The 23,400-nt window shown below is 68.4% G+C and carries 17 protein-coding genes and 1 pseudogene; 10 read left to right on the forward strand and 8 right to left on the reverse strand.

Annotation, left to right across the window (positions count from 1 at the left end; translation table 11 throughout):
* The first annotated feature begins 246 nt into the window (after positions 1 to 246).
* Both ABH920_RS39490 and ABH920_RS39495 read left to right on the forward strand, forming a co-directional pair.
* Positions 247 to 750 (forward strand): SigE family RNA polymerase sigma factor, encoded by a 504-nt coding sequence (locus ABH920_RS39490; RefSeq protein ID WP_370354426.1) that lies wholly within the window; start codon positions 247 to 249, stop codon positions 748 to 750.
* A 44-nt stretch (positions 751 to 794) separates the two neighbouring features.
* On the forward strand, positions 795 to 1,850 hold the full coding sequence (locus tag ABH920_RS39495; protein WP_370354427.1) for a hypothetical protein: 1,056 nt from the start codon (positions 795 to 797) through the stop codon (positions 1,848 to 1,850).
* A 12-nt stretch (positions 1,851 to 1,862) separates the two neighbouring features.
* Here ABH920_RS39495 and ABH920_RS39500 read toward each other — a convergent pair whose 3' ends face one another.
* Positions 1,863 to 2,750: a helix-turn-helix domain-containing protein gene (locus ABH920_RS39500; RefSeq protein WP_370354428.1), complete on the reverse strand. Its 888-nt coding sequence runs from the start codon at positions 2,748 to 2,750 to the stop codon at positions 1,863 to 1,865.
* A 112-nt stretch (positions 2,751 to 2,862) separates the two neighbouring features.
* Here ABH920_RS39500 and ABH920_RS39505 point away from each other — a divergent pair, with 112 nt between their 5' ends.
* Positions 2,863 to 3,243 carry a nuclear transport factor 2 family protein gene (locus tag ABH920_RS39505; RefSeq protein ID WP_370354429.1) on the forward strand — a complete coding sequence of 127 codons (381 nt, stop codon included), beginning with the start codon at positions 2,863 to 2,865 and terminating at the stop codon, positions 3,241 to 3,243.
* Between the two features lie 157 nt (positions 3,244 to 3,400).
* Here ABH920_RS39505 and ABH920_RS39510 read toward each other — a convergent pair whose 3' ends face one another.
* Entirely contained in the window at positions 3,401 to 4,036 is a 636-nt protein-coding gene (locus ABH920_RS39510; protein WP_370354430.1) for an MBL fold metallo-hydrolase, read from the reverse strand.
* Positions 4,037 to 4,238: 202 nt separating this feature from the next.
* On the opposite strand from ABH920_RS39510, the gene ABH920_RS39515 reads away from it, so the two are divergent.
* On the forward strand, positions 4,239 to 4,703 hold the full coding sequence (locus tag ABH920_RS39515) for a MarR family winged helix-turn-helix transcriptional regulator (RefSeq protein ID WP_370354431.1): 465 nt from the start codon (positions 4,239 to 4,241) through the stop codon (positions 4,701 to 4,703).
* 364 nt (positions 4,704 to 5,067) lie between these two features.
* Here ABH920_RS39515 and ABH920_RS39520 read toward each other — a convergent pair whose 3' ends face one another.
* The 3 genes and pseudogenes from ABH920_RS39520 to ABH920_RS39530 all read right to left on the reverse strand — a co-directional run bounded on the left by ABH920_RS39520 (position 5,068) and on the right by ABH920_RS39530 (position 12,924).
* Entirely contained in the window at positions 5,068 to 5,466 is a 399-nt protein-coding gene (locus tag ABH920_RS39520; protein ID WP_370354444.1) for a ricin-type beta-trefoil lectin domain protein, read from the reverse strand.
* Positions 5,467 to 7,845, reverse strand: a pseudogene (locus tag ABH920_RS39525) (ricin-type beta-trefoil lectin domain protein); the annotation flags it as partial.
* Positions 7,846 to 8,067: 222 nt separating this feature from the next.
* Positions 8,068 to 12,924, reverse strand: a complete 4,857-nt coding sequence (locus ABH920_RS39530) for an arabinofuranosidase catalytic domain-containing protein (RefSeq protein WP_370354432.1) — start codon at positions 12,922 to 12,924, stop codon at positions 8,068 to 8,070.
* Between the two features lie 218 nt (positions 12,925 to 13,142).
* Between ABH920_RS39530 and ABH920_RS39535 the strand changes: the two genes are divergently transcribed.
* A complete protein-coding gene (locus tag ABH920_RS39535) occupies positions 13,143 to 15,992 on the forward strand; it encodes a BTAD domain-containing putative transcriptional regulator (protein WP_370354433.1) in 2,850 nt (949 codons plus the stop codon).
* A 41-nt stretch (positions 15,993 to 16,033) separates the two neighbouring features.
* On the opposite strand, the gene ABH920_RS39540 is transcribed toward ABH920_RS39535, so the two are convergent.
* Positions 16,034 to 17,041, reverse strand: coding sequence for an STM4015 family protein (locus tag ABH920_RS39540; RefSeq protein WP_370354434.1), 1,008 nt, complete (start codon positions 17,039 to 17,041; stop codon positions 16,034 to 16,036).
* A gap of 198 nt (positions 17,042 to 17,239) precedes the next feature.
* Here ABH920_RS39540 and ABH920_RS39545 point away from each other — a divergent pair, with 198 nt between their 5' ends.
* Complete coding sequence (locus ABH920_RS39545; protein ID WP_370354435.1) at positions 17,240 to 18,460, forward strand: PucR family transcriptional regulator; 1,221 nt, start codon at positions 17,240 to 17,242, stop codon at positions 18,458 to 18,460.
* A gap of 123 nt (positions 18,461 to 18,583) precedes the next feature.
* Here ABH920_RS39545 and ABH920_RS39550 read toward each other — a convergent pair whose 3' ends face one another.
* Positions 18,584 to 19,081: a DUF1269 domain-containing protein gene (locus ABH920_RS39550; protein WP_370354436.1), complete on the reverse strand. Its 498-nt coding sequence runs from the start codon at positions 19,079 to 19,081 to the stop codon at positions 18,584 to 18,586.
* Between the two features lie 210 nt (positions 19,082 to 19,291).
* Between ABH920_RS39550 and ABH920_RS39555 the strand changes: the two genes are divergently transcribed.
* Positions 19,292 to 19,855: a SigE family RNA polymerase sigma factor gene (locus tag ABH920_RS39555; RefSeq protein ID WP_370354437.1), complete on the forward strand. Its 564-nt coding sequence runs from the start codon at positions 19,292 to 19,294 to the stop codon at positions 19,853 to 19,855.
* A gap of 92 nt (positions 19,856 to 19,947) precedes the next feature.
* Entirely contained in the window at positions 19,948 to 20,853 is a 906-nt protein-coding gene (locus ABH920_RS39560) for a hypothetical protein (RefSeq protein WP_370354438.1), read from the forward strand.
* A 48-nt stretch (positions 20,854 to 20,901) separates the two neighbouring features.
* Here ABH920_RS39560 and ABH920_RS39565 read toward each other — a convergent pair whose 3' ends face one another.
* The gene (locus tag ABH920_RS39565; RefSeq protein WP_370354439.1) at positions 20,902 to 21,780 is read right to left on the reverse strand and encodes a YihY/virulence factor BrkB family protein; all 879 of its coding nucleotides are present in this window, start codon (positions 21,778 to 21,780) and stop codon (positions 20,902 to 20,904) included.
* 363 nt (positions 21,781 to 22,143) lie between these two features.
* On the opposite strand from ABH920_RS39565, the gene ABH920_RS39570 reads away from it, so the two are divergent.
* Both ABH920_RS39570 and ABH920_RS39575 read left to right on the forward strand, forming a co-directional pair.
* Positions 22,144 to 22,446 (forward strand): hypothetical protein, encoded by a 303-nt coding sequence (locus ABH920_RS39570; protein ID WP_370354440.1) that lies wholly within the window; start codon positions 22,144 to 22,146, stop codon positions 22,444 to 22,446.
* A 211-nt stretch (positions 22,447 to 22,657) separates the two neighbouring features.
* Positions 22,658 to 23,023: a hypothetical protein gene (locus tag ABH920_RS39575; RefSeq protein WP_370354441.1), complete on the forward strand. Its 366-nt coding sequence runs from the start codon at positions 22,658 to 22,660 to the stop codon at positions 23,021 to 23,023.
* The last annotated feature ends 377 nt before the right edge of the window (positions 23,024 to 23,400 follow it).

Genomic DNA, 23,400 nt, shown 5'->3' on the forward strand with positions numbered 1-23,400 from the left:
AGCTCTGATTCGCTGTCGCGCTGGCGTGCCGGGGGCGTCGAGTAGCGCGCCGGAGCAGGCTCACGCCACGGGCGGGGCATCCCTACTTGCCCCCGCCAGCTCCCGCGCACAACCTTCCTGCACGGTCGCGTAGCCGTGCCGGGCTGCCGGCGAGAAATCCGCTCCAGTTCCCATGCAACCAATCCCGGCTGGATCTTGTCAGTAGCGGCGTGACCTTCACCGCTGCGCTCGCGAGACGGAATCCCCATGGCTGAACACCAACCCGACCGGGACTTCGTCGAGTTCGTCTCCGGGCGTGTCCTGTGGCTCCGCCGGATCGCGTTCCTGCTGTGCCAGGACTGGCATCACGCGGACGATCTGGCGCAGACCGCGCTGACGAAGCTGTACGCGGTCTGGCCCAAGGCCCGTTCCGCGGACAACCTCGACGCCTACCTGCGCACGATCCTCGTCAACACGTACATCAACGAGACCCGGCGCCCCTTGTGGAGGCGGCTTGTCACCGCCGACACCGGGATCTTGCACGACCTGCCCGACCGTGTGCACGACAGCGATACCGAGCTGGATCTGCGCGCGGCCCTGGCCGAGCTGCCGGCCCGGCAGCGTGCGGCGGTCGTCCTGCGGTACTACTGCGACCTGTCGGTCGAGCAGACCGCCGTCGAGCTGAACTGCTCCCCGGGCACGGTGAAGAGCCAGACGGCACGTGGTCTGGCCACGCTGCGCCGCATCCTTCAGGCTCAGCCATCCCTGTGACCTGCACAAGCCTCAGAGAAGACACGGAATCCACCATGACAGGCATGCCCGAAGATCCCGGCTCCCGGCTGGCGGCCCTGACCGAATCGCCGGCCCCGGACACCACCATCGACCTGTACAAGGCCTGCAACGACGGCTACCGCCTGCGGCTCCGCAAGCGCCGCACCACCAGGGTCCTGACCGGCACCGCCGCGGTCGGGGTGCTCGGCGTCGCAGCCACCGTGCTCACGATCACCCACTCCACCGCCGGGCACGCCGCCGGGCAGCAGACCGCACCCGGCGCTCAGACGGCTCCCGCGACCGCGACCACGAACAGCGCACCGCACAGCCCGTCGACCGGTTCCTCTACCCCGGGCCCCGGTATGGCGCGAACCGGGGTGCGCGTGCCGGCTCGCTTCGGCTGGCTCCCTCAGGGAATGACGAACATCAGCGAAGGCCCGTCCGCCGGTGCCTCCACGTATTCGGCCGCCGCCGGCACATCCACGGGCACGGCGGGACAACCCAGGGTGTTCCTCACCGTCGGCGATGCCGCACCACCGGACACGTCTTCCAAAATTCCCGTCCAGGGAATCGGCACAACCGCCTATTGGACGGCGGCCGATGGCCAAAACCCCGTTCCCGGTAAGTCAGATCTGGTGTGGCAGGACCCCTCGGGCAAGTGGCTCACCCTGAGCGGCGACTACCTGGACGCCTCCACCTCAGCCGCAACGATGGAGCACGTCGCCCGCACGGTCGCGGTAGGCCAGGTATCCCTACCGCTGCCGATCCAGATCAAGGGTCTGACACCGGCTGCGCTCGACCTCAACCAAGCCGTGTTCAATCACCCGGCTGCCGGGCGCACCGGTCCATCGGACCTGAACATCGGCCTGAACACGGCGACCGACGGCCTGAACGTTTTCGTCAAACCAGCTGGAACGGTTCAAGGCCCCTGGACCTGGGGCGCGTCGGTGTGCAAGGACTCCAACGGCTGGAACATCTGCGTCGTGGCCGAGGCCCGGGCAGCCGCCGAACTGCCCGGCGGTATCAGTGGCCTGCTCGGTCACATCCAAGGGCTCGGCACCGATCCCGCCGGCTGGAGCGCCGATCTCTTCGCGAACTGAGCGATCAGCTGGTCACCGCTGCGCATGCCGGAAGTCTCCCGGGGCCAGGCCGGTCTGTCGGGCGAAGAACTTGCCGAAATTGGTGGCCTCGGTGAAGCCGAGGGCGTGAGCAATCGCAGATACCGGCTGATCGGTGTGTGCGAGAAGTCGTTGCGCTTCAAGGCTCACGCGCGCATCGAGGAGCTGTTTGGCGGTACGCCCGGCGGCGGCCTGGCAGGCGCGTGTCAGGGTTCGTGGTGCGTAACCCAGGCGTGCGGCGTAGGTCTCGACGGATCGCGTGGTGGCGAAAGAGCGTTCAAGTTCGCGGCGGAAGGCGAGGTACACGTCGGCAGTGGTGGCGTGCACGTCGCCGTCCCCGTCCGGATCCGACAGGCCCGCCATACGCAGGAGGAGTGCGCCGAGGAGCTGGCGGAGCAGCGCGCCGGTGAGGTCGAGGCCGGCCACGCGCGCGGCCGGAGCGCCGTGCCAACTCCGGTACACCGCGACAAGCTCCTCCACGGCACGATCGAACGCACCGAAGGTGTCCGGCGGCAGCGACCACGCCACCGGGCCGAACCCGTCGAGCACCGGGCCCGCCGCCGGCAGCGGTGGCGGAAAACCGGCGGTGAACAGCAGCAAGACCGCGTCGAGGTCCGCCGGTTGGCCGGCCGCGCCGTAGGGCAGCCTCTGGACCTGGCCGGGCCGCAGATGCAGCAGGGTACCCCGCGTGCACTCGTAGTCGACGAAATCGACCATCGCGGTGCCCTCGCCGTCACGCACCAGAATGATCTGGTGGAAGTCCAGACGGCTCGGGCGACGCGCGACTTCGCTCTTCAACCGGGTCTTCAGCTCGTCGAAGGTCAGAACTTCGACGCCGGCGTGCGGGCTGTCCGGGTTGTCGAAAGCGATGTCGATGATCACGTTGTCCATTTTCGACCATCGCGCGACCGAACTCCACCTCGTCTCCCATGCAGGGTCGGCGGCATCGTGGAGTCAGCACCAGAACCACTTCGAAAGTAAGGATTCTTACACCATGTTCACTTCCGTCACCGACCCTGCCAAGCTCCCGATCCTGTTCCAGGACGCTCTGAACGCCGGCGCCGTGGAGGATGTCCTGGCACTGTTCGCGCCCGGGGCGGGCATGCGCACCGTGGTCGGCGAGTTCATCTCCGGCGAGGACGCGTTGCGCGCTGAGATCGGCGGAACCGTCGCCGCCGGCGGCAAGCTGACCAACGTCCAGCGTCACACGCTGCTCGGCGCGGACACCGCCCTCCTGGTCACCGACTGGACCATGGAAATCGACGGCCCCGAAGGCGAGCGGATCACCGCCACCGGCACCACCGCCAATATCGCCCGGCAGGACGCCGGCGGCGATTGGCGGTTCACCATGCTCAACCCGCTCGGCACCGCGTAAGCAGAACCGGAGCGCTCGCGCGAAGGCGGCAGCGGGTGCTTCGGCCGGGCTCAGTTCCACGATCACTGACCTGGAACAGAGCCCGCGCCGGAGCCGGTCTGCTTCAACGCGGGGCCGCCCGATCCTCGCCCTGCCCGTCCCCCGCGCCTGGGCACCCTCAGACCACGATGCTCTGACCCACCTCGAGCGCCAGCAACGGCACACCGGTCAGGTCGCTGATGAACTGCGCGAACGAAGCGCCCTCAGCGTCGCTCAGTGTGAGGTCGTGGATCTGGACGGAACGCGACGGCTTGACCGACCGCACGAAGTCGATTCCCTCGCTGAGCTTGGTCCAGGGTCCCGCCGCCGGTACGAGCAGCGTCTGGACCGCGGCCCCGGGCACGACGTATGAGTCGCCGGGGTGGTAGACGTCGCCGTCGATCAGGTAGCCGACGTTGCTCATGAGCGGGAGGTCGGCGTGGATCGGCGCGTGATGCTCGCCGACGGCTGTCACTTCGAATCCGGCGGCCTCGAAGCTGTCGTCGGCGCGGACCGCGAGGACGCGGCCGTCGTGCGGGCCGAGTTCGGCCGCCGCGTCCGGCGGCGCCCACACGCGCAGCGACGGCTGGGCTTCAAGCGCGGCCTTCAGGATGCCGGCGTCGAAGTGGTCGGGATGGCTGTGCGTGATCAGCACTGCCGTGGCACCGGCGACGAGTTCCGCGGCGTTCGGGGTGTACGCCCCGGGATCGATCACGACGGTGAACCCGTCCTTGGTGAGAGCGACGGTCGAGTGGGCGTACTTGGTGAATTCCATGCGTGCCTCTCAAGCTGGGCGGCCATCGGCGTGCGGGCCTGGACAGGAAGCGCCCAGGCCTGGACCGGAACCGACCGATTCACTTGACTGGGTAACTGAAACCTAGACCGATTGAGTTTCCCAGTCAAGTAATCGCGGTGCGCGCCGATCAGGCCCCGCGAGCGTAAGATCGCGCCATGGCTGAGACGACGCGGTGGCCGTGATGCCCGATCGAGAAGACCGTCAGATGTGGGAGGCGTTCACCAGCGTTCTGGTCTGGCTGCCAGCGGCCCTCGACGATCAGTTGGAGCGCGACGCCGCGCTGACACTTTTCGAATACGGCATCCTGTGGACGTTGTCCGAAGCCGATGAGCGCACACTACGGATGAGCGAGTTGGCCCGGGCGACCAACGCCTCGCTGTCCAAACTGTCCCGAGCGGCCGCCCGCCTGGAGCGCCGCGGGTGGATGACCCGCCTCCCGGACCCCGCCGACGGGCGCTGCACCCTGGCCGTGCTCACCGACGCCGGCCGGGACAAGGCCGCCGACGCCACCCCCGGCCACATCGACGCCGTCAACCGGCTCGTCTTCGACCAACTCACCGCACCCCAGGTCCGCCAATTGCACGAGATCAGCGACCGGATCCTGCGAGCGGTCCGGACGGAAGACTCCCGCCCACCGCAACGGTGAGCCCGAGCCGGGCGGGACGTTTCCCGGCGGGACGCTTCCCGGCGGCACGTTTCCCGGCGGGACGCTTCCGGGCGGCACGTTTCCCGGCGCCACGTTTCCCGGCCGCACGCTTCCGGGCGCCACGCTTCCCGGCGCCACGCTTCCGGGCAGGTGGACAGACCCGGGTACCCGGAGCTGCCGTCCGGCCTGCCCAACCGCGCCGGCGGCCGCGAGCAGGCACCTCCCGTGTCGAGCACGAACACCGGTTCGCAGCTGAGACAGCCGGGCTGCGCGATTCCGGGTGAGGTGGTGGTGATCGATCGGGGCCCTGCTCCCGCAGCCGAACGGCGGGGAGCAGAGCGGGCCGGTGTCAGGGCGTGGACCTTCAGGCGGCGGGCAGCGCCCACTGCTGATTGGTGCCGTCGTTGCAGTCCCAGATGTCGAGTTGGGTGCCCGGCGTCGTGCTGAATCCCGGGTCGTCCAGGCATCTGCCGGATTGCGGGTTGAGCAGTTCGCCGTTCGCCTGCGGTATCCAGACCTGGTTGGCGCCGTTGTTGCAGGTGTACAGCTCGACGGCGGTGCCGTCGGCGGTGCCGCCGGAGCCGGTGATGTCCAGGCACTTGCCGTTGTTCACCAGGGCGTTCCCGATTCGCTGCCAGCGTTGGGCGTTGGTGTCGTTGCAACCGTAGACGTCGACCTTGTTGCCGTCGGTGGTGACGTCGCCGGCGTCGTCGAGGCAGAGTGCGTTGACGGCGGAGACTACCGGTCCGACGATCGGAGGCAGCGTCCACCGCTGGTTCGCGCCGTCGTTGCAGTCCCAGATGTCGAGTTGGGTGCCCGGTGTCGTGCTCAGCGCCGGGTCGTCCAGACACCTGCCGGATTGCGGGTTGAGCAGTTCCCCGTTCGCCTGGGGGATCCAGGTCTGGTTCGGGCCGCCGTTGCAGAACCACACTTCGACGAGGCTTCCGTTGGCGGTGGAACCGGAACCGTGGACTTCCAGGCACATGTCGCCGTTGTTCCGCATGATGCCGTTCGAGGGCTCCCACTGCTGACCGACGGAGTTGTCGCACGTGGCGATGTCGACCTTGGTCCCGTTGGTGATGGAGCCGTTCGCGTTGTCCAGGCACAGCCCGGCAAGGCCGGAGGAGACCGGGCCCGTGCTGTAGGTGCCGTAGCCGCCGAGGAGCGGGGTGACGGCGAGGTTGTCGAACTGGTCGGTCTGGTATCCCACGACGCCGAGGCCTGCCTGGCCGGTCTGGTAGGTGCCGTCCGAGGCGTTGCCGACCGTGGTCCCGTCGACGGAACCGCTGATCGCGGTACCCCACATGCTCAGCGCGATGGTGTGCCAGCGGCCTGTACCCAGCGCGCTGACCGTGCCCGAGGCGAGGGTGGTGACGGTCCCGACGGCGTCGCTGCGGTCGATCGACCAGGCCCCGGAGTCCGAGACCCGAAACAGGTAGGCCGCCTGGTCGGCCTGCGGCCGGTCCTGCTTGTTCGCGCGGCCGTACAGCTCGGCGGTACCGGCCTGGTTCAGGTACACGTCAGAGGAGACTGTGTAGTTCGACCAGGTGGTGTCGCCGATCAGGCCGTACGCGTCGGAGTCGCTCTGCCATTCGATCGGCTTGGTGGGCGCGGTCTGCTGGACGCACTGCCCCGAACGGCCGCCCAGGCACGGCTCGACCTGGTAGGCGCCCTGCATCGTCTGCAGATACCGAGGCTCGCTACCGGTGGCGTCCTGGTCGTAGGAGTCGTTGTACGGCAGGCCGAGCGTCGCCGGGGCCGGGCTGACCGCGGTGCCCTTGCCCTGGCCCGTGGTGGTGGTCAGGGTGTAGATGTACCCCGGCTGGACGGTCAGCGAGTACGAGCCGTTGACCGGGGTGATGTCCTGGCTGTGGATCAGCGCGGTCGCCGGATTCGGCGTGTTCACGTCGGTGCTCCAGACGTGCACGGTGCCGGTCGACAGGCCGCCGGAGACGGTGAGGTTCACCGTTTGAGCGGCGGTGGCCGTGGTGGTCTCGATGACGGTGGAGTAGTCGCTGCCGTTGCCGGATTTCAGCGACACGTACGAGCCGTTGGACTCGGCGCCGCCCAGGTACCCGGAGCCGGAGTCCAGGAACTGCCAGCCGGGCGCGGTGAACTGGGTGACCTGAGCGGTGGCCCAGGTGCTCTCGCCGATCGAGTAGTTGCCGGACCACGGCTGGCCCGCCGTCATCATCCCGTCGGTCGGATAGGGCAGGTTCGGGGTGATCGCGGCGATCAGCGGCCAGTTGAGGTACGCCGTCATGCGGGCGTCGGTGTAGCCGCGGACGATGGAGCGGATCAGCGCCGGCGCGCCGGTGTTCATGTCCTGCGACCCGTTCTCCGAGGCCCACAGCGGTTTGCCGGAGGAGAGCGCCTGGCTGGTGGTCGAGCACGAGGTGGCCGGCCCGCCGTCGCCCTGGCACGGATAGTGCGATCCGATGACCTGCACCGCGTTGGCGAACGCGGAGTTCGTGTCGATGTCGTTGGCGACCGACCAGTCGGAGTCGGCGCCGACGATCTGCACGCCGGAGTAGCCGTCCGCGTTCAAGGTCGAGCGCAGCTGCTCGTACCAGGGGATGTTGTAGCCGCGCTCGTTCCAGCCGCCCAGGTAGTCGATCGTCAGACCGTCCGCCTTGGCGCAGCCGAGCCACGACACCAGGTAGTTGATCGTGTCGGTGGACCAGAAGTTGCCGCCACCGATCCAGCCGGGAGCGCCCCAGGCCAGGCCGTACAGCTTGATGTTCGGATTCAGGGCCTTGGCCTGCTGCATGAGCCAGAACTCATAGCCCGTACCGCACTGGACGTTGCCGGCGGTGTGCTCGATCGAGGGCTCGGCCCCGTCGGTGGAGTTGGTGTCGCCTCCGATCTCGACCTTGAGGATCTGCAGATCCGCGCCGTATCCGGGCTCGAACAAGTAGTCGAGGATCTGCTGACGCTGCGCCGCCGGGTAGTCGATGAGCAGCCGCGAGTTGCCCCCGCCGCCGCTGATCGCGCCGACCCCGTCGAAGGTGCGGCCGGTGCCGGCACCGTTGACGGCGATGGTGGTCGTGGCGGTGGCGGTCGCGGTGGTGGCGGTGGCGGTGGCGGTCGTGGCGGCGGCGGTCGCCGGAGCCGCGGGCGCGGCGAGCACGGCACACAACATGCCGAGCAGCGCCGGCAACAGCACGAGGGCGACGTGTCTACGCAGCCTTCGAGGAAGCACTGGGGTCATCATTGATCCTTTCGTCGTCGACAAACGGAAGGAATCGATCGCACCGGCCGTGCGGCCCCGTCCCCACAATGCGCGAGGACGAGGCCGTACCCGGATGAATCAGTTCCCTTCTGAAAAGCCCCCTCTAAACAGGCCGACCGCCAGTCATCGCGGTCAGATCACCTGGCTGACCCAGTTGCCGCCGATCGCCGGCAGATACGTCTCCCGCAGCTGGTCACTGCCCTTGTCCTCGGTGAAGACGCTGGTCCACGTCAGAGCACCGCTGGTGTCGGCGTGCAGCACCGCCGTCAGGCCCACGGCGGGATCCGGCGCCGGGGCGTTGGTCTTCGTCGTCAGATCCAGGCTGCCCCAGGCGTCTCCGATCGCGGGCAGGTAGCTCTCGTTCAGGTCGCCGTTGGCCTGGATGCTGTAAAGGCTGGTGAAGCCGGTGTGATACAGCGCCGTGAGACGGTTGCCGGCGCCGATCTTCGGGAGTCCGTATTTCGAGGACAGGTCCTGGGGGACCCAGTTGTCACCGATGGCCGGGAGGTAGTTCTCCAGGATGTCTCCGTTCTGGCCGACTGTGTAGACACTGGTGAATCCGTTGTGGAACACCGCCCTGGGGGAACTGCCCAGAGCGACTTGCTGGACGCTGTAGAGCTGGGTCAGGTCGTGGGTGGCCCAGCCGTCGCCGATGGCGTTCAGGTAGGTCTCCTCGACGTCACCGAACTGCCCCCCGGCGTTGCCGTCGATGGTGAAGACGCTGACCCACCCGTCATGCAGGATGGCGGCCGGTTCGGAGTTCTTCGCGACCGGCGGGGTGCTGTACTTCGCGGTCAGGTCCTGGAAGTACCAGGGGCCGCCGAGCGCCGGGAGGTACGTCTCGTCCAGGTGGCCGTTGGAGCGGTCCACCGTGTACACGCTGGTGTACCCGGAGTGGAAGACGGCTGTGGGAATGGTGGCCGACGGCGGTGTGTGGGCGATCGACGCCAGGTCGTGGCTGGCCCAGGAGCCGCCGAGTTGTGCCAGATAGGTCTCCTCCAGATCGCCGCTGCCGTCGTCGATCGTGAACACGCTGGTGTATCCCTGGTGCTCCAGCGAGATCGGGCCCGTGCCCGCCATTATCTTCGGGGTCTGAGCCATCGACGCCAGATCGTGCACGGCCCACTGTCCTCCCATCGCGTTCAGGTAGGTCTCCCGCAAGCCACCGTTGCCGTCAGGGGTGAACACGCTGGTGTATCCGTCGTGGGCCAGCGAGGAATCGGCTTGGGAAGAACCCGTCACCGCGACGCCCGGAGTGTTGCCCAGGACCGACAGGTCGTGGCTGGTCCAGTCGTCGCCGATCTTCGGCAGGTAGCTCTCGTTCAGGTGGTCGTTGAACTCGTTGACGGTGAACACGCTGGACCACAGGTCACCGCCGCTGGCCGGGTGCAGCAGCACGGCCGGCGTGTCGGAGGTGACCGGTGTCTGGTACTTGGCGGTGAAGTCCTGGACTCCCCAGCCGTCACCGAGGTAGGGCAGGTAGGACTCCCAGACGTGCTGGCTGCCCTCGGCCACCGTGTATACGCTGGTGAAACCAGTGTGGAACAGGGCCACCGGCTGCGTCCCCGGAGCCACCGGCGGCGTGTGGTACTCCGCCGACAGGTCCTGTGCCTTCCAGTCGTCGCCGATGGCCGGCAGGTAGGTCTCCTCCAGATCCCGGGTCACGTCGTCGACCGTGTAAACGCTCGTGTAGCCGCCGTGCACCACCGCAGTCGGAGTCACAGCGGTGGGCGGCGTGAGGTACTTCGCCGACAGGTCCTGCGTGTGCCAGTCCTGGCCCAGCTGGATGAGATAGGTCTCCTCCAGATGATGGTCCGGGCCGATCGTGTAGACGCTGGTGTATCCGGAGTGCACGATCGCCACCGGCGAGGTACCGGCCTGCACCGCCGGGGTGTGGTACTTGTCCGACAGGTCCTGGGAGACCCAGTCGTCCCCGAGCTTGGGCAGATACGTCTCCCGCAGGTGTCCGTTCGCCGCGTCCACGGTGTAGACGCTGGTGTATCCGTCGTGGACCACGGCTGTCGGCGTCCAACTCGTGTTCGGTGTGTGGTATTTCGCTGACAGGTCCTGGGAGAACCATGGACCCCCGAGTTTCGGCAGATACGTCTCCCAGAGATCGCCGTTGTCCGCCGCCACCGTGAAGACGCTGGTGTCCCCGTGGACGAGTGAGACCGGCGTCGTGCCCGGCATCACCGGCGGCGTCTTGGCGAGCGTGTTCAGATCGTGCGACGCCCACGCACCGCCGATCTGCGCGAGGTAGGACTCCTCCAGGTGCCCGTTGGCCGAGTCGACCGTGAACATGCTGGAGTAGCCGTCGTGCAGGACAGCCGGTCCGGCCGCAGAAGGCGCAGAGAGATTCCCCGCGGAATCTCCTGCGTACTTCGCAGCGGTGATGTCGGCCTGGACCGCGGAATCAGCGGCGTCGGACGGATAGCCGTCCGTCATCACGCCCTCGAAGAACGAACCGACATCGGAGTTGCTGTTGTCCCCGCCGGTGCCGAGGATGATCGCGCCCTCCTTCTGCATCGGCGTGTACGAGTACTGACCGGGAACACTGGGCAGGCCACCGCTCCAATAGGTGCTCAAGCCCCCCGATTGCGCGTCGCCGCCCTTGATCGCGTACTTGTCGGCCCCGTCGTTCTTCAGCATGGCGGTCACGAAGTCGCTGCTGTTGCCGGTGTTGGCGGTGTTGGTCCCGTCCTTGCCCTGGAACAGGCCGTTCTCCAGGTCCGCCTCTACCCAAGGCCCGTTCCCGGTGCACGGCCCCTGACTGGATTGGTAGTAGCACGTCGTGCTCAGGTTGACGGCGTCCATGTGGCCTTCGCCGTTGTCCTGGCTGTTGGTCTCGGCGTTGCCGAAGTCGAAACAACACCCGGAGTTGACGTTGATGCCGCTGGCCACCATGTACATGCCCTCGGCCGTGTGGATCCCCGCGGACTTGTCGTCCGTCGCGACGCCGCGCGTGAAGTTGTCCCGGTAGCCGACACCCGGAGTGACCTTCAACCCGTACGCCTCGTGGCCACCGACGGTGATCTTCAGCGCGGCCGCGTCGGCGGCCTGACCCGGGTTGGGGTTCGCACCGCCGCCGGCCGGCGCCAGGAGCAGGTCGTTGAGCTGGTACGACTGGTCGAAGACCGCGGTGATCTGGCACGTCGTGTTCGCACAGAACGAGTCCTGCTGGGAGGCGTCGACGTCACCACCCGGCGCCAGCAGGCCGATGTCCTGCGACTGGCCGTCCGAGGTCCGCTGGACCTCGTACAGCGGACCGTCATAGTCGGAGAACATCGCGCGCGTCATGCTGTAGGCGCCCACGCACGGCGTGCCGTAGTACGCGTAGATGTCACACACCGACCCGCTCGGCGCCGACGCCGCCACCGGCTCCGAGATCCACCCCAGTTCCACCGCCTGCACCATCGCGCCGGTGAACGCGTCGGCGACCTTCTGCTGCCCCGAAGCGTTCGGTGTCACCCCGTCGGCGTTCAGATCGACGGTGGTCATGTTGAGCAGGTTCGCCCACACCACACGCCGTCCGGCCGCCGCTTTCGCCGCCACCGACTGCTGGACCGCGGTGTTGAACGCGGTCACCAGCGCCTCGTTCGCCGGGTCGGCCATCGGGTCGAGGGGGGCGACGAGCACCACCGCGATCGGGTCGGCCGCCTGGATCTGGTCGATCAGGGCCGAGAGCTGACCGGGCGCGCTGGACGCACCACCGTTGAGCAACTCATGGGTACCGGCCTGAAGCATCACCACATTCGGCATGTACTTCGGAATCGCCGTCGCGTCCAGCGACGCGTCAGCGCTGATCGACTCCCCGACCGAACCCTCCTGCGGTGTGCCGTCCGGTGCGGTGGTGGTGTCGTCGCCGACGAGTCGCACCGTCCGTTTGTAGATTGACAACGCCTGGTAGGACAAGGCCCAATCCTTGGCTATCTGCATGGCGCCGATGTCTGACAGGCACGGAGAGCCGATCCCGCATTTCCCGGTCTGGTTCATGGCTTTCAGGTCCGGCGGGTCCGCGGCGGCCCCCAACCGGCCGATCCTGACCGGCGCGTGGTCCGACAGAGCCAGGCCCTCCGCTTCGGCGTACCGCCCGTTGCTCAGAGGCGTGAGCCGGGATTGGTCGTTGGTGACGAAGTAGTCGAGTTCGGCGCTGTCTTCGAGGTTCGTGTAGGTGACCTGCCCGGAATCGAGAATGCGAGCTCCGTTGGGGATCCCCCGCGCGGCGAGGTCTGCGGGATCCATGTTGAAGTCGCCGCCGACGGTGTAGGTGAAGCTGCCGGTTATGCCGGGGGCGGTGTAGTTGGCGACCGCGCTGTTGATCGCGCCCAGCAGAGCCGCCGAGTCGTTGGGACGGTTCGGGCCGTAGGCCAGACCGTGGACGTTGAAGTACCAGTTGTGCCCGAAGCGAACGCCCAACGCCGTCCGACCGCGAGCGTTGGGATTTCTCACCACCATGAAGTCGTCTGGTCTGTCGCGGGTGAGAGTCGCGAGGTTGACCCGGCCACCGACCTGGGTGCCGCCGTTGTCGTCGGTCTGCAGAAAATACACCTGGGCGACGTCGGTACCGGTGGCACTCCCCCCGTTCCTGTCCGTCCCGACATTCCACTCGAAGTGCTGGATCACGGCGCCGTCATCGGTGGTGATGGTCCCCAATGCCCGCGCCGAGGGCGGGCCCGAGGCTCCGGCCTCCTGAATGAACACGATGTGGCTGCTCTGGATCAGCCCTCTGACGGAATGACTCCACTTGCTTTCCGTCGTGCCGTTGGACTGCCAGGTGCCTTTGACAAGCGTGCTGGCGCCCCGGATGTTGTTGCTGGCGATGAAGGTCGACGCCAGCGGTGCGTCCCGGTTGCCGCTGGCGATGGCGGGCACCGCTCTGGACACGGCGACGGTCACCAGGGCACACACCAACGACATCACCGTCAGCAGCACCCGCGACGCGCTGTGCTGCCGTCTCTTCGTCGGATGGGGACGGACATCCGTGTACATGCTCAAACCTCAACTCGCATTCCATCCACGTGCCGCCTGGTGGCCAGCGGCGTGGCCAGCACTGTCAGAACACGGCAGGCCGCCTCCCACTGTGCCGACAGGCGCTGACGCCGTGGTCGCCGCGCGGTCGCTCGACAGTCGCTCGGACCCCGTGCGACCGTTGACAGAGGTCGTATTCACCGCGCTCATCACGGCCTGACCGCACGAGGGGATCGTTCGTGGCTGAGGGATGGCGATTCCGCCTGCTGGGACCGCTGGAGGTTCGACACGACGGCCGGGCGGTGCCGGTGGCCGCGCCCAAACAGCGGGTTCTGATCGCGCTGCTGGCGCTCGCGGCCGGCGACCCCGTGCCGGTGGACCGGCTGATCGCCGGGCTCTGGGACGAACAGCCTCCGGCCTCGGCCCGCAATACGTTGCAGAACTATGTGTTACGGCTGCGACGCATCCTGACCGCGGGCGACGAGCCGAGCCCGCTGGTGACCTCCTCGGCCGGGTACCGGCTGGCCGTGGACGCCGACGCGGTCGACGTGCACCGGTTCGGCGCCCTGCTCCGCCGGGCCCGGGACGCGGAATCGGCCGGGGAACCGCGGTTCGCGGCTTCGCTGCTGGAGGAGGCGTCGGGTCTGTGGCACGGGGAGGCGCTGACGGACGCGCCCAGTGATCTGCTGCGGCGCGAGGTGCTGCCCGGGCTGGTCGAGCGACGGCTGGCCGCGCAGGAACGGCGGGTGGAGCTGGAACTGGGCCTGGGCCACCACCACGAGCTGGTCACCGAGCTGGTCGCCCTCACCGCCGCGCACCCGTTGCGCGAGCGGCTGTGGGCGCAGCTGATGCTGGCGCTGTACCGCAGCGGGCGCACCGGCGAGGCGTTGGAGACGTACCGGAAGGCCAGAGCGGCGCTGGCCGAGCAGTTGGGCATCGATCCCGGGCCCGAACTGCGGCGGCTGCATCAGGAGATCCTGGCCGGCGACCCCGGGCCGGCTGAGGCAGAGCCCGAGTCGGCGGCCGTGGATCCGGACCGCGTGGCGGCGCCGGCTCCACCGCGCGTCGTACCGCGGCAGCTGCCGGCGTCCGTGGCGACGTTCATCGGCCGCGGCAGCGAGTTGGCACAGCTCACCGCTCGGCTGGCCGGCGCGGACACCTCCCCGGCGCCGGTCTGCGCGATCAGCGGCACCGCCGGCATCGGCAAGACCGCGCTGGCCGTCTACTGGGGCCACGTGAACGCCGCCCGGTTCCCCGACGGACAGCTGTATGTCAACCTGCGTGGATTCGATCCGGTCGGCGTGCCGATGTCCGCCACCGCCGCGGTTCACGCGCTGCTCACCGGCCTGGGCGTGAAGGCGCAGGAGATCCCCGCCGACCAGGACGAACAGTTCGCCCTGTACCGCTCCCTGCTGGCCGACCGGCGCATACTGGTCGTCCTGGACAACGCCCGCGACGCCGAGCAGGTACGGCCGCTGCTGCCCGCCGCGCCCGGCTGCATGCTCCTGGTCACCAGCCGCGACCAGCTGGCCGGCCTGGTCGCGCTGGACGGCGCCGTCCCCGTGCCGCTGGACCTGCCCGACCAGTGCGAGGCCCGCGACCTGCTGATCAGCCGTTTGAGCCGGAACCGCGTCGAGGCGGAGCCGGAGGCGGCGCGGGAGCTGATCGAGCGGTGCGCGCGGCTTCCGTTGGCCATCACCATCGCGGCCGCGCATGCGGCTGTGCGTCCCGGGCACCCGCTGGAGGCTGTGGTCGAGGAGTTGCGCGACGCCCAAGGACGGCTGGAAACGCTGAGCGCCGGGGCCGCCAACGCCGACGTGCGCGCGGTGTTCTCCTGGTCGTACGACACCCTCACCCCGGAGTCGGCCCGGGTGTTCCGGATGCTGGGCCTGCAACCCGGCCCGGACATCGGCGTGCCAGCCACCGCCGGGCTGAGCGACCTGGACCCCGCCGACGCCCGGCGCGCCCTGGCCGAGCTGACCCGGACCAACCTGGTCACCGAACGCGCCCCCGGCCGCTACAGCATGCACGACCTGCTGCGCGCCTACGCTTTCGACCAGGCTCAGGTCCACGACGGCGATACCGAACGGCGCGCCGCCCGCAAGCGCCTGTGCGAGTTCTACGTCCACACCGCCGACCGTGCCGACGCCCTCCTGGCCGACGACCCCAGCCGCGACCCGATCGTCGGACCCGTGCGCGGCGCGCGCCCCCTGCGCCTGACCGACGTGCCGGCCGCGATGACGTGGTTCGACGCCGAGCACACCAATCTGATGGTGCTCCAGCAAACCGGCGCCGGCCTCGGCTTGTACCCTCACGCCTGGCATCTGGCCCGGGCCCTGGCCACGTTCCACGACCGGCGGGGGCACCGCCACGACGCGCTCACCGTGCGGCAGATCGGCCTGGAGGCCGCGGTCCATCTCACCGATCCCAATGCTCAGATACACGCCCACCGGCTGGTCGGAGCGGCCTACGCCGACCTGGACCGCTACGAGGAAGGCGTGGCCCACCTGGATCAGGCGCTCGAGTCGGCCGAGAAGAACCAGGATCTCGACCAGCAGGCCAAGGCCCATCAAGAGCTCGCGCGAGTGCGGACCCGGCAGGGCGACGACTGGCAGGCCCTGAAGCACGTGACCCTCGCCAGAGACCTCTTCCGCTCCGCCGGCCGACCGCGATCGGAGGCGACGAGCCTCAACGACATGGGGCGGTCCGCCTGCCGGCTCGGCGACTACGACACCGCGAACGACCTGTGCCACCAAGCCCTGGCCACGCACCGCAGCATCGGCTACCGCGAGGGCGAGGCGGCCGCCCTGGACACTCTCGGCTACATCGCCCACCGCACCGGCCACCACCACAACGCCATCACCTGCTACCGCCGAGCCCTCACGATCCGCCGCATGCTGTACGACACCTCCCACAGCGCGAACACCGTCGAAGCCCTCGGCCACCCCCACGCCGCGCTCGGCGAGCACCAACAGGCCCACGCGCTCTGGCGGAAGGCGCTGGAGCTGTACCGGCAGCAAGGACGCGACCATGATGCCGACCGGGTACGGCAGCTGCTGGACGCGCGCGACGGCACGGCAGGGTTCTGAGCAGGTGTTCGAGCATCACTTTTCCACCCACTGGCGGTTGTTCACTCGGCGACGGCGACGTAGCGATCGGCGTCCGTGATCTGCCCGGACAGGTCGATCTCGACGCCGGGCAGCGCGTGACGCAGCCGGTCGCCCATCTCCTGCGACAGGTAGTGGTGGTGCAGGTCGAGTTTGCGCAGGTGCCCGAGCGATTGGCCGGCCAGCAGCGCAGCGGCGCCGTCGTCGCCCAACGTCCCCAACGACAAGTCCAGCGTGTGCAGCTGCTCGACGATCGGGGCGCCCGCCAGGGCCGCTGCGATCGCGTCCTGGACCACCGCGTTCTTCAGCCCCAGGTACCGCAGCTTCGGGAGCCCCTGGCCGGTCAACAGACTCCTGACGTCATCGGCCGACCCGGTGCCGCCGTAGTACGGGTCGCCGAAGTAGATCTCAAGCCGCTCCAGTTCCGGGAAGGAGCACTGCCCGATCGAGCGAATGGTCTCGGACGGCAGATTGCCGGCCTGGAGGACCAGCGTGCGCAGCGATTCATGCTCGATCGCGGAAAGGATCGGGACGTCTTTGTCCTCCGGGCCGCCCCGCACCCACAGTTCCTCCAGCCGCGGAAAGCTCTCCAGCAGCGGCGTGACCGGAGGGTTGGCGATCCAGGATATCTCAATATCCTGACTACCGACGTCGGCGATGAACACCCGGCGCAGGGCGGGAAGCCGATCAGCAGCCGCCACCAGTACCTGAACGGGATGGTCGCCAGAATCCATCTCGGTGGACCACACGCCGAACACGACGGCCTCCACGCGCGCGGCGTCCACACGCCTGAGGAACAGGTCGAACAGTTCCGGAAGGGTATGGCCGAACTGTGCGCGCCACCGCACGTCACACTCGAGACGCCAGGCGACCGACCGGCCGTCTTCGGCGGCGACCGGCAAGGGCGCGTCAGGGTCCAAGGGGAAGGCGACGACGGGCAGCCCCACGAACTCGGTGGTGTGGTCTCTGTTCACGGGCCCATACTCTGGCGTGGCATCCGCAGCCCCGACAAGACCGGACCCGGCGTCCATGATTCGCCGCCGTCGGCCTTCCATGACAGTTGATATGGATTCTGTGGTGCCGAACAAAACTCTTCGTCGCGAGATACAGCGACGTCGCGAAGGCATCGGGACGCCGACAACCGTCTGGCAGCATGAGTCGGTGGGACGCCGCTGTTGGATCAGTTTCCCGCACCATGCGGGCGAACGCTGGGCTGGAGGCCGATTCGCGTGACGGGCACAGAGTTGGCGGCACTGGCTGCCTGGGCGCAGTCGTGTCTGCCGGAGCTGATCGAGGCCGCGTGCGCCGCGACCGTCGACCGCATCCCGTTCTACCGCGAAGGCAAGATCGTCGACGCCGCGGAACTGCACCGCTCGGTCGGGGCGAACATGCGCTTCCTCGTCGGCGCGATCGCCCAGCCGCAGGCACCGCTGGATCTGGAGGCGCCGACGGCGACCGGCCGCCGCCGCGCGATGCAGGGTGCCCCGCTTCCGGAGGTGCTGCGCTGCTACCGCATCTGCTTCACCACGCTGTGGGACGCACTGGTGGCGCACACCAGCCGCGACCGCGAGCTCGCCGCCGCCGAGGCGCTGTTGTCCACGGCCAGCCTGATCCTGCAGCTCACCGACCAGCACGCGCTCGCGCTCACCGAGTCCTACCGGGCCACGACCGCACACCTGATGCTCGCACGCCAGGAGCGCCGCGCGGCGATGGTCGAGGCGCTGTTGACGGGCCTGCCCGGTGCAGACACCGGGCCGTGGGAAGCCGCCGAACTGCTGGGCCTGCACCGCGAGGGGGTGTTGGTGGTCGTGGCCGCCGAAACCCGGGCCCTGGCCGAGGCGAGCCTGCCCGACATCGAACGCCGGCTGGCCGACATCGGCATCGTCTCCGGCTGGCGCCTGACGCCCGCCCAGCAGCTCGGCATCGTGTCGGTGCGCTCGAGCGGCACCGGCACCGGCAACGGCAGCGGTTACGGGCAGCTGCTGACCGTGCTGCGCACCACCGCACGGGCCCGCACCGGCATCAGTCCCGCCTTCGGCGCGGTCACCGACACCCCGCGTGCGCTGCGTCTCGCGCAGGCCGCGCTGGCCGGCTTGCCACCGGGCCGCGCCGAAGTGCGACCGTTCAACCCGAGCCCGCTGGCCGCGCTCATGGTGTACGAGTCCGAGGAGAGCCGGAGGCTCACCGCGGACGTGCTCGGGCCCGTCCTCGCTCTGCCGTCGGAGGACCGGGAGATCCTGCTGCAGACGCTCATGGTCTGGCTCGACAACAACGGATCGGCCGAACGGTCCGGAGAGATCCTGCATTGCCATCCCAACACCGTGCGCTACCGGCTGCGACGGGTTCAGGACCTGACCGGACGGGTTCTGTCGGACCCCCACGGCATCGCCGAACTCGCCGCCGCCGCGTACGCGGTCCGGGTGGCCGACAAGCCCCCCAAGTCAGCCTGACGCCACGGCAGCTGAGGCCCGCGGTGTCGAGCGGGCCTGGGCCGCCGTGCCGAACAGCCGAGCGATGACACGGCGGCCTGGCCTCAATCCGATCACCAGTCACCAGTCACCACACAGGTGTGCTCAGTCCGCGGAAACGCTCTTGAGCTCGGCCTCGAATGCCTTGAGGTCGGCCACCTCGAGCTTCTTGGTCTGGTGCGCCGTGGCCTTCAGCGCCGTGGTCAGCGCGTGGTCGATTTCCGTGGTGCTGATCACGACCAGGCTGGCCTCCCCGGCATCGAGCCACTCACCGAGCTCCTTCAGGTCGTCCCGGGACAGCCCGTGCCACAGGTGCCCGACGAGACCGCCGGCGGCGGCACCGGCCACGGTGCTGACGATGAACGCCGGCGGGAAAAGCACCCCTACCAGGGCGCCCACAGCCGCACCGTGCCAAGCCGAACGGGCCGCCGTGTGCTCATGGCGACGCACGTGAATCCTCTGATCGGCCTCCTTCGTCACCACGGCCGCGTCGTAGGTGCGCAGCACCCCGTCACCGTAGAGGTCACGCACAACCTCCAGGTCGGACTTGGCCGTCTGCTCGTCGGCATAGGTACCGATGTAGACGTAGATCGGTTCTGACATACCTTCACTTCCTCGAAATCGGGCTGGCGCTGAAGCTCCCGGGAGGTGCCTCGATCGTAGGTATGCGCCCGACCCGACGTCATTGGCGCCGGCCACGCAATCCTTTGGGCGCCGCGACAACAGCCGCCGCTTCCACCTGCGGTCTCGCGAACGCGGCCGAGAGCGAACGTCGCGTGCCACAGTTCACCACCCTCACGGCGTTGATCGGATATGAGGCTCATACAGCGCGGGAGTCGCGGCCCGACGGAGGCCGACGACCCGCCCCTGGACTTCCAGGCGTTCGTCGCGGCCAGCGGAGCGCGGTTGTTCCGTTCCGCCTGCCTGCTCACCGGTGGGGACACCCATGCCGCCGAGGATCTGGTGCAGGAGACCTTCGGGCTGCTCTACCGGCGGTGGCAGCGCATCGGCAGGTTGGACAACCCCGTCGGTTACGCACAGACCACGCTCGTCAACCGGTTCGTGTCGGGGCGGCGCAAGCGGAGCAGCACCGAGCTCCCGGCAGGCGCCGGCGGGCTCGGCGGCGTCGCGGATCGGCCCGAGCCCGACCGCGGCGACGACGTCGCGCTCCGTCTGGCGCTGCTGGCGGCGCTGCGGTCGCTGCCGCCGGTCGACCGGGCCGTGCTGGTTCTGCGGTTCTGGGAGGACCTGACCGTCGCCGAGACGGCGGCGCGGCTGAACCTGTCCGACACGGCCGTTCGCTCGCGCTGTTCCCGCGCGCTGGCTCGGGTTCGTGACCGGCTCGGTGGCGATTTCGCCGACCTGGCGCGTTCCTGAGCCACTTCCCGGGCCCGTCCGGACCGGCCCGGTTTCCCGATCGTCCACTGATTTTCACGAGCACAGATCGACAACGAGAGAGGTGTACTTCCATGTCCACCGACCACTTCCAAGAGATCGACCACGATCGACCGGACGGCATCGCCGAAGCGATGCGCGAAACCGCCTTCTCCTTCGACGCGCCGGCTTCCACCACCCTGTACGCCGGTGCACTGGCCCACGCGCGACGCCACCGGCGCCGCTCCGCCGCCGCCGGAACTCTGGCCGCAGTTGCCGTGGTCGGCGTCGCCGGCGCCGTCGTCACCCAGATCCCGACGCACGGCGGAGTGTCCCCGTCATCGTCGACCGCGCCGGCCGCGGGCGGCCCCTCGACATCGGGCTCGAGTCCGAGCCCGGACCACTCGACGTCGCCGACGACCACGGCCCCGCCGAAGCACGTGACAGCGGCTGAGGGCAAAGCACTCGCGAACTTCGTACTCAACACCGCGCTGGGCGCCCTTCCGCCCGGCTCGCATCCCGTCAACACGGGATTCGGCGCGGGCGGCACGAAGATCCCGAACGGGAAGCATCTGCCCGTCAACGGCGCTCTAGCGGACATCCTCGGCCTCGTCAACGGCACGTGGAACATGGGCACCACGGACGGTCCGGGCGCCGCGGTCGACGTCGCGGTCCGCACCGACGCACTCACCTGCCAGAAGTTGAAGCTGAGCCCGCAGGACGTGTGCACCGTCACCCCGTTCGCCAAGGGCGGCGAGCTCATCACGTACAAAAGCCGGAAGGATCCCGTGAACCAGACCGGCCCCTACTTCTTGGACTACATCTGGCTGCGCCCAGACGGCACTGAGGTCGAGGCCGCCATGGTGGCACCGTCGGCCTCGCAGTTCGCATTGACCAGCGACCAGGTGAACGCACTGCTGTCAGCGCCGGGCTGGGACCAGGCCGCCGCACAGTTGAAGGCGCTCATTGCCGACGCGGCGACCGTCACCGCAGAAGGCTGACGGCCTCCCGCGGCCGACAGAACGGCGGTGGCACGGAGCGCATCCGTGTCACCGCCGGCTTCCCTCGGCGTGCCCGTTATGTTCCCCACGCTGAGCCGGTTCGCAGGTCGCGGTCCAGGCCGCGCAGAACAACAACAACCTGGCCACCAGGTAGATCCACAGCAACAGTGCGGCTGGGACTCCGAACGCGCCATACATGCTCTTGCTCGCGACACCGGAGATGTAGGACGCGACCAGAGCCTTGAGCACCTCGAATCCGACGGCACCGATCAGCGCGCCCTGAAGGGCCACCCGCCGTGGCATCTCCAGGCGCGGCATGCCCGCCAACAGGTAGGTGAACATCACGACGCCCGCACCGACGCCCACCGCCAGTCCGGCACCGCGCAGGAACAGCCGGCCGACCGGCTGGCCGACCAGACCGAGCGGTCCCGAAACGTGGCCGATGACGGAGGTCGCAAGGGTTGACGACCCGACCGACACCGCCATCGCGACCCCGAGCCCGAGCAGGGAAACGGCGTCCTTCAGCTTCGTCACGACCAGGTTCTCAAGCCCCTCGGCCGGCGGCTGGAATCCGAACCAGATCTCACGGATCGCCGGCCGCAGAGCCGCGACCAGGTTCAGGCCGAGGTACATCAGCACAACCGCGCCGGCCACCCCGACCGTCCCGGCATGACTCACCAAGGCGTTGACGTCGACCTTGTCGGCAATACCGGGGATCTCATCGGCGATCCTGCGCTGCAAACCCCGCACCCGCGCCGGGCTGAGCGTGGCGGCGACGACCGCAGCGGCCAGCGCCGTGAGCGGGAACAGCGCCAGAAACCCGTAGAACGCCACGGCAGCGGCCACGAAGTTGCCGCTGCGCTCCGCATAGCGGTGGTACGCGGCAGCAACGCGCACGGCTATGGGGAATCCCGCGACCCTCGCCATCGTCAACGACACCACTCCGCCTTCATCCGAACCGTTCCGCATTTCGAACGCATACGGTAACCGGCGCAGATCACAGCTGGCGACCTTTTGTAGCTACCGACCAAATCCGTTGGCCACCTGGACAAACCCGCCCTCGATTACTGGCCGTGAGGAGCCACAACAGGCGCCGTCGTCGTTACACACATAGTTTGAGGCCATGGGACTCTTCGACAAGATCCGGGATCTCGGCGATAAGGCGAACGACGCCACGAACGCCGCCGGGTTCCAGATCACGGCTCCGGGCAGGTAACCGGATCCCTGACGGCATGAAAAGGCGGCCGACCCGCCCCACCACGAAGCGGCTTCACCTGAAGGGAGACCCCGATGGGACACCACAAATCGAACAAGAAGGTCGAGGGCGACCCCCTCACCGACCACAGCGGCGGCCTGCCACTACGCCCTGACGAGGAACAACTCGAAGCACGCACCGAACTCGACAGAATCGCCACGGGCCTGCCGCCGGATCTCGACGCGACACCGGCGGACGCCGATCCGCAGGCGGCCTACACCGAAGCGGTCGACGAGGTCGACGACCAGGTCCGCGACGGCGAATTGCGCACTGACGACGGCTCTGGACACGCGGCCCAAGACCCGTTTCCGCCTACTCGTTACGCCTCCGGCGACTGACCGGCACAAATCCGCGTCACCGGCTGCCGGATCCGTCTCACCGGCCCGGTGTTCAGTTCGTTCGCCTCGACCGACTGTAAACGGCCGGGCCAAACCGTTCGCCCGGGCCAAGACCGCCGACCAGGTCTTGGCGCACGCCACGCCTCGGCGGCGGTAGGCTTCCCGCCCGCGCTGGTACATCATCGGGAGTTCGGGCAGCCGGCAGGACGACATGGGCTACTACCTGCACATCACCAGAGCCGACGACTCGTGGGCCGACAGCGCCGACCATCCCATTTCCGTCGACGAGTGGACTGCGTTCGCCGCGGCACATCCCGACATCGCCGCCGATAGCTCAAATGGGCCACTGGACCACGTCTTCACCTGTCACGCCGGCACCGAGGCACGTCTGACGTGGAAGAACGGCCAGATCGAAGTCCGCGGCGCCCATGCCGACGACAAGGACCTGGCGCGACTCGCGGCCCAGATCGAAGCTCGGCTCCTCGGCGACGACAACGAGGAGTACGGCCTCAATGGCCAGCCGACCGAAAGGGAGGCGCCCCGACCACCAATCACACCAAAGCGTCTAACGACTTAGTTCACATGACAACTAACTAGACAGAAGACCATCGACGCTGCTCATGCCCAGAACTTTGCCAGGTGCCGCCCGCAAAGAACGAGCGGAATCACGCGCTGGAACGCCCCCGAGGACTGGGTAATATCCGAACGGGCGGCGATGCAAGCACTCTGAAGAACAGTCCTTCAACACGAAGGAACACGAGCTACGGGCCGGGACACCGAAGAGCCTCTCCGTGCGCGAGGACATGCTCCTCCAGCGCCTTCCCGCCCTGCTCATCAGAACCGGGGATGTCACAACCGTGCCTAGAAGGCCGATGAAAATCATGCGTTCTGACCTCGTCGTTTGGTCGGCGGGGTCAGACTGCTGTTATGCAGGGTGAGTGGACTGGTGAGCTG

It is taken from the genome of Catenulispora sp. EB89 (assembly GCF_041261445.1).
Taxonomy (GTDB): Bacteria; Actinomycetota; Actinomycetes; order Streptomycetales; family Catenulisporaceae; genus Catenulispora.

Bases quoted from the DNA above. Each gene is read 5' to 3' on its own strand.
- ABH920_RS39490 (WP_370354426.1), top strand. From the start codon at position 247: ATGGCTGAACACCAACCCGACCGGGACTTCGTCGAGTTCGTCTCCGGG.
- ABH920_RS39560 (WP_370354438.1), top strand. From the start codon at position 19,948: ATGTCCACCGACCACTTCCAAGAGATCGACCACGATCGACCGGACGGC.
- ABH920_RS39505 (WP_370354429.1), top strand. From the start codon at position 2,863: ATGTTCACTTCCGTCACCGACCCTGCCAAGCTCCCGATCCTGTTCCAG.
- ABH920_RS39515 (WP_370354431.1), top strand. From the start codon at position 4,239: ATGCCCGATCGAGAAGACCGTCAGATGTGGGAGGCGTTCACCAGCGTT.
- ABH920_RS39565 (WP_370354439.1), bottom strand. From the start codon at position 21,780: ATGGCGAGGGTCGCGGGATTCCCCATAGCCGTGCGCGTTGCTGCCGCG.
- ABH920_RS39575 (WP_370354441.1), top strand. From the start codon at position 22,658: ATGGGCTACTACCTGCACATCACCAGAGCCGACGACTCGTGGGCCGAC.
- ABH920_RS39530 (WP_370354432.1), bottom strand. From the start codon at position 12,924: ATGTACACGGATGTCCGTCCCCATCCGACGAAGAGACGGCAGCACAGC.
- ABH920_RS39550 (WP_370354436.1), bottom strand. From the start codon at position 19,081: ATGTCAGAACCGATCTACGTCTACATCGGTACCTATGCCGACGAGCAG.
- ABH920_RS39495 (WP_370354427.1), top strand. From the start codon at position 795: ATGCCCGAAGATCCCGGCTCCCGGCTGGCGGCCCTGACCGAATCGCCG.
- ABH920_RS39510 (WP_370354430.1), bottom strand. From the start codon at position 4,036: ATGGAATTCACCAAGTACGCCCACTCGACCGTCGCTCTCACCAAGGAC.
- ABH920_RS39555 (WP_370354437.1), top strand. From the start codon at position 19,292: ATGAGGCTCATACAGCGCGGGAGTCGCGGCCCGACGGAGGCCGACGAC.
- ABH920_RS39570 (WP_370354440.1), top strand. From the start codon at position 22,144: ATGGGACACCACAAATCGAACAAGAAGGTCGAGGGCGACCCCCTCACC.
- ABH920_RS39540 (WP_370354434.1), bottom strand. From the start codon at position 17,041: ATGGACGCCGGGTCCGGTCTTGTCGGGGCTGCGGATGCCACGCCAGAG.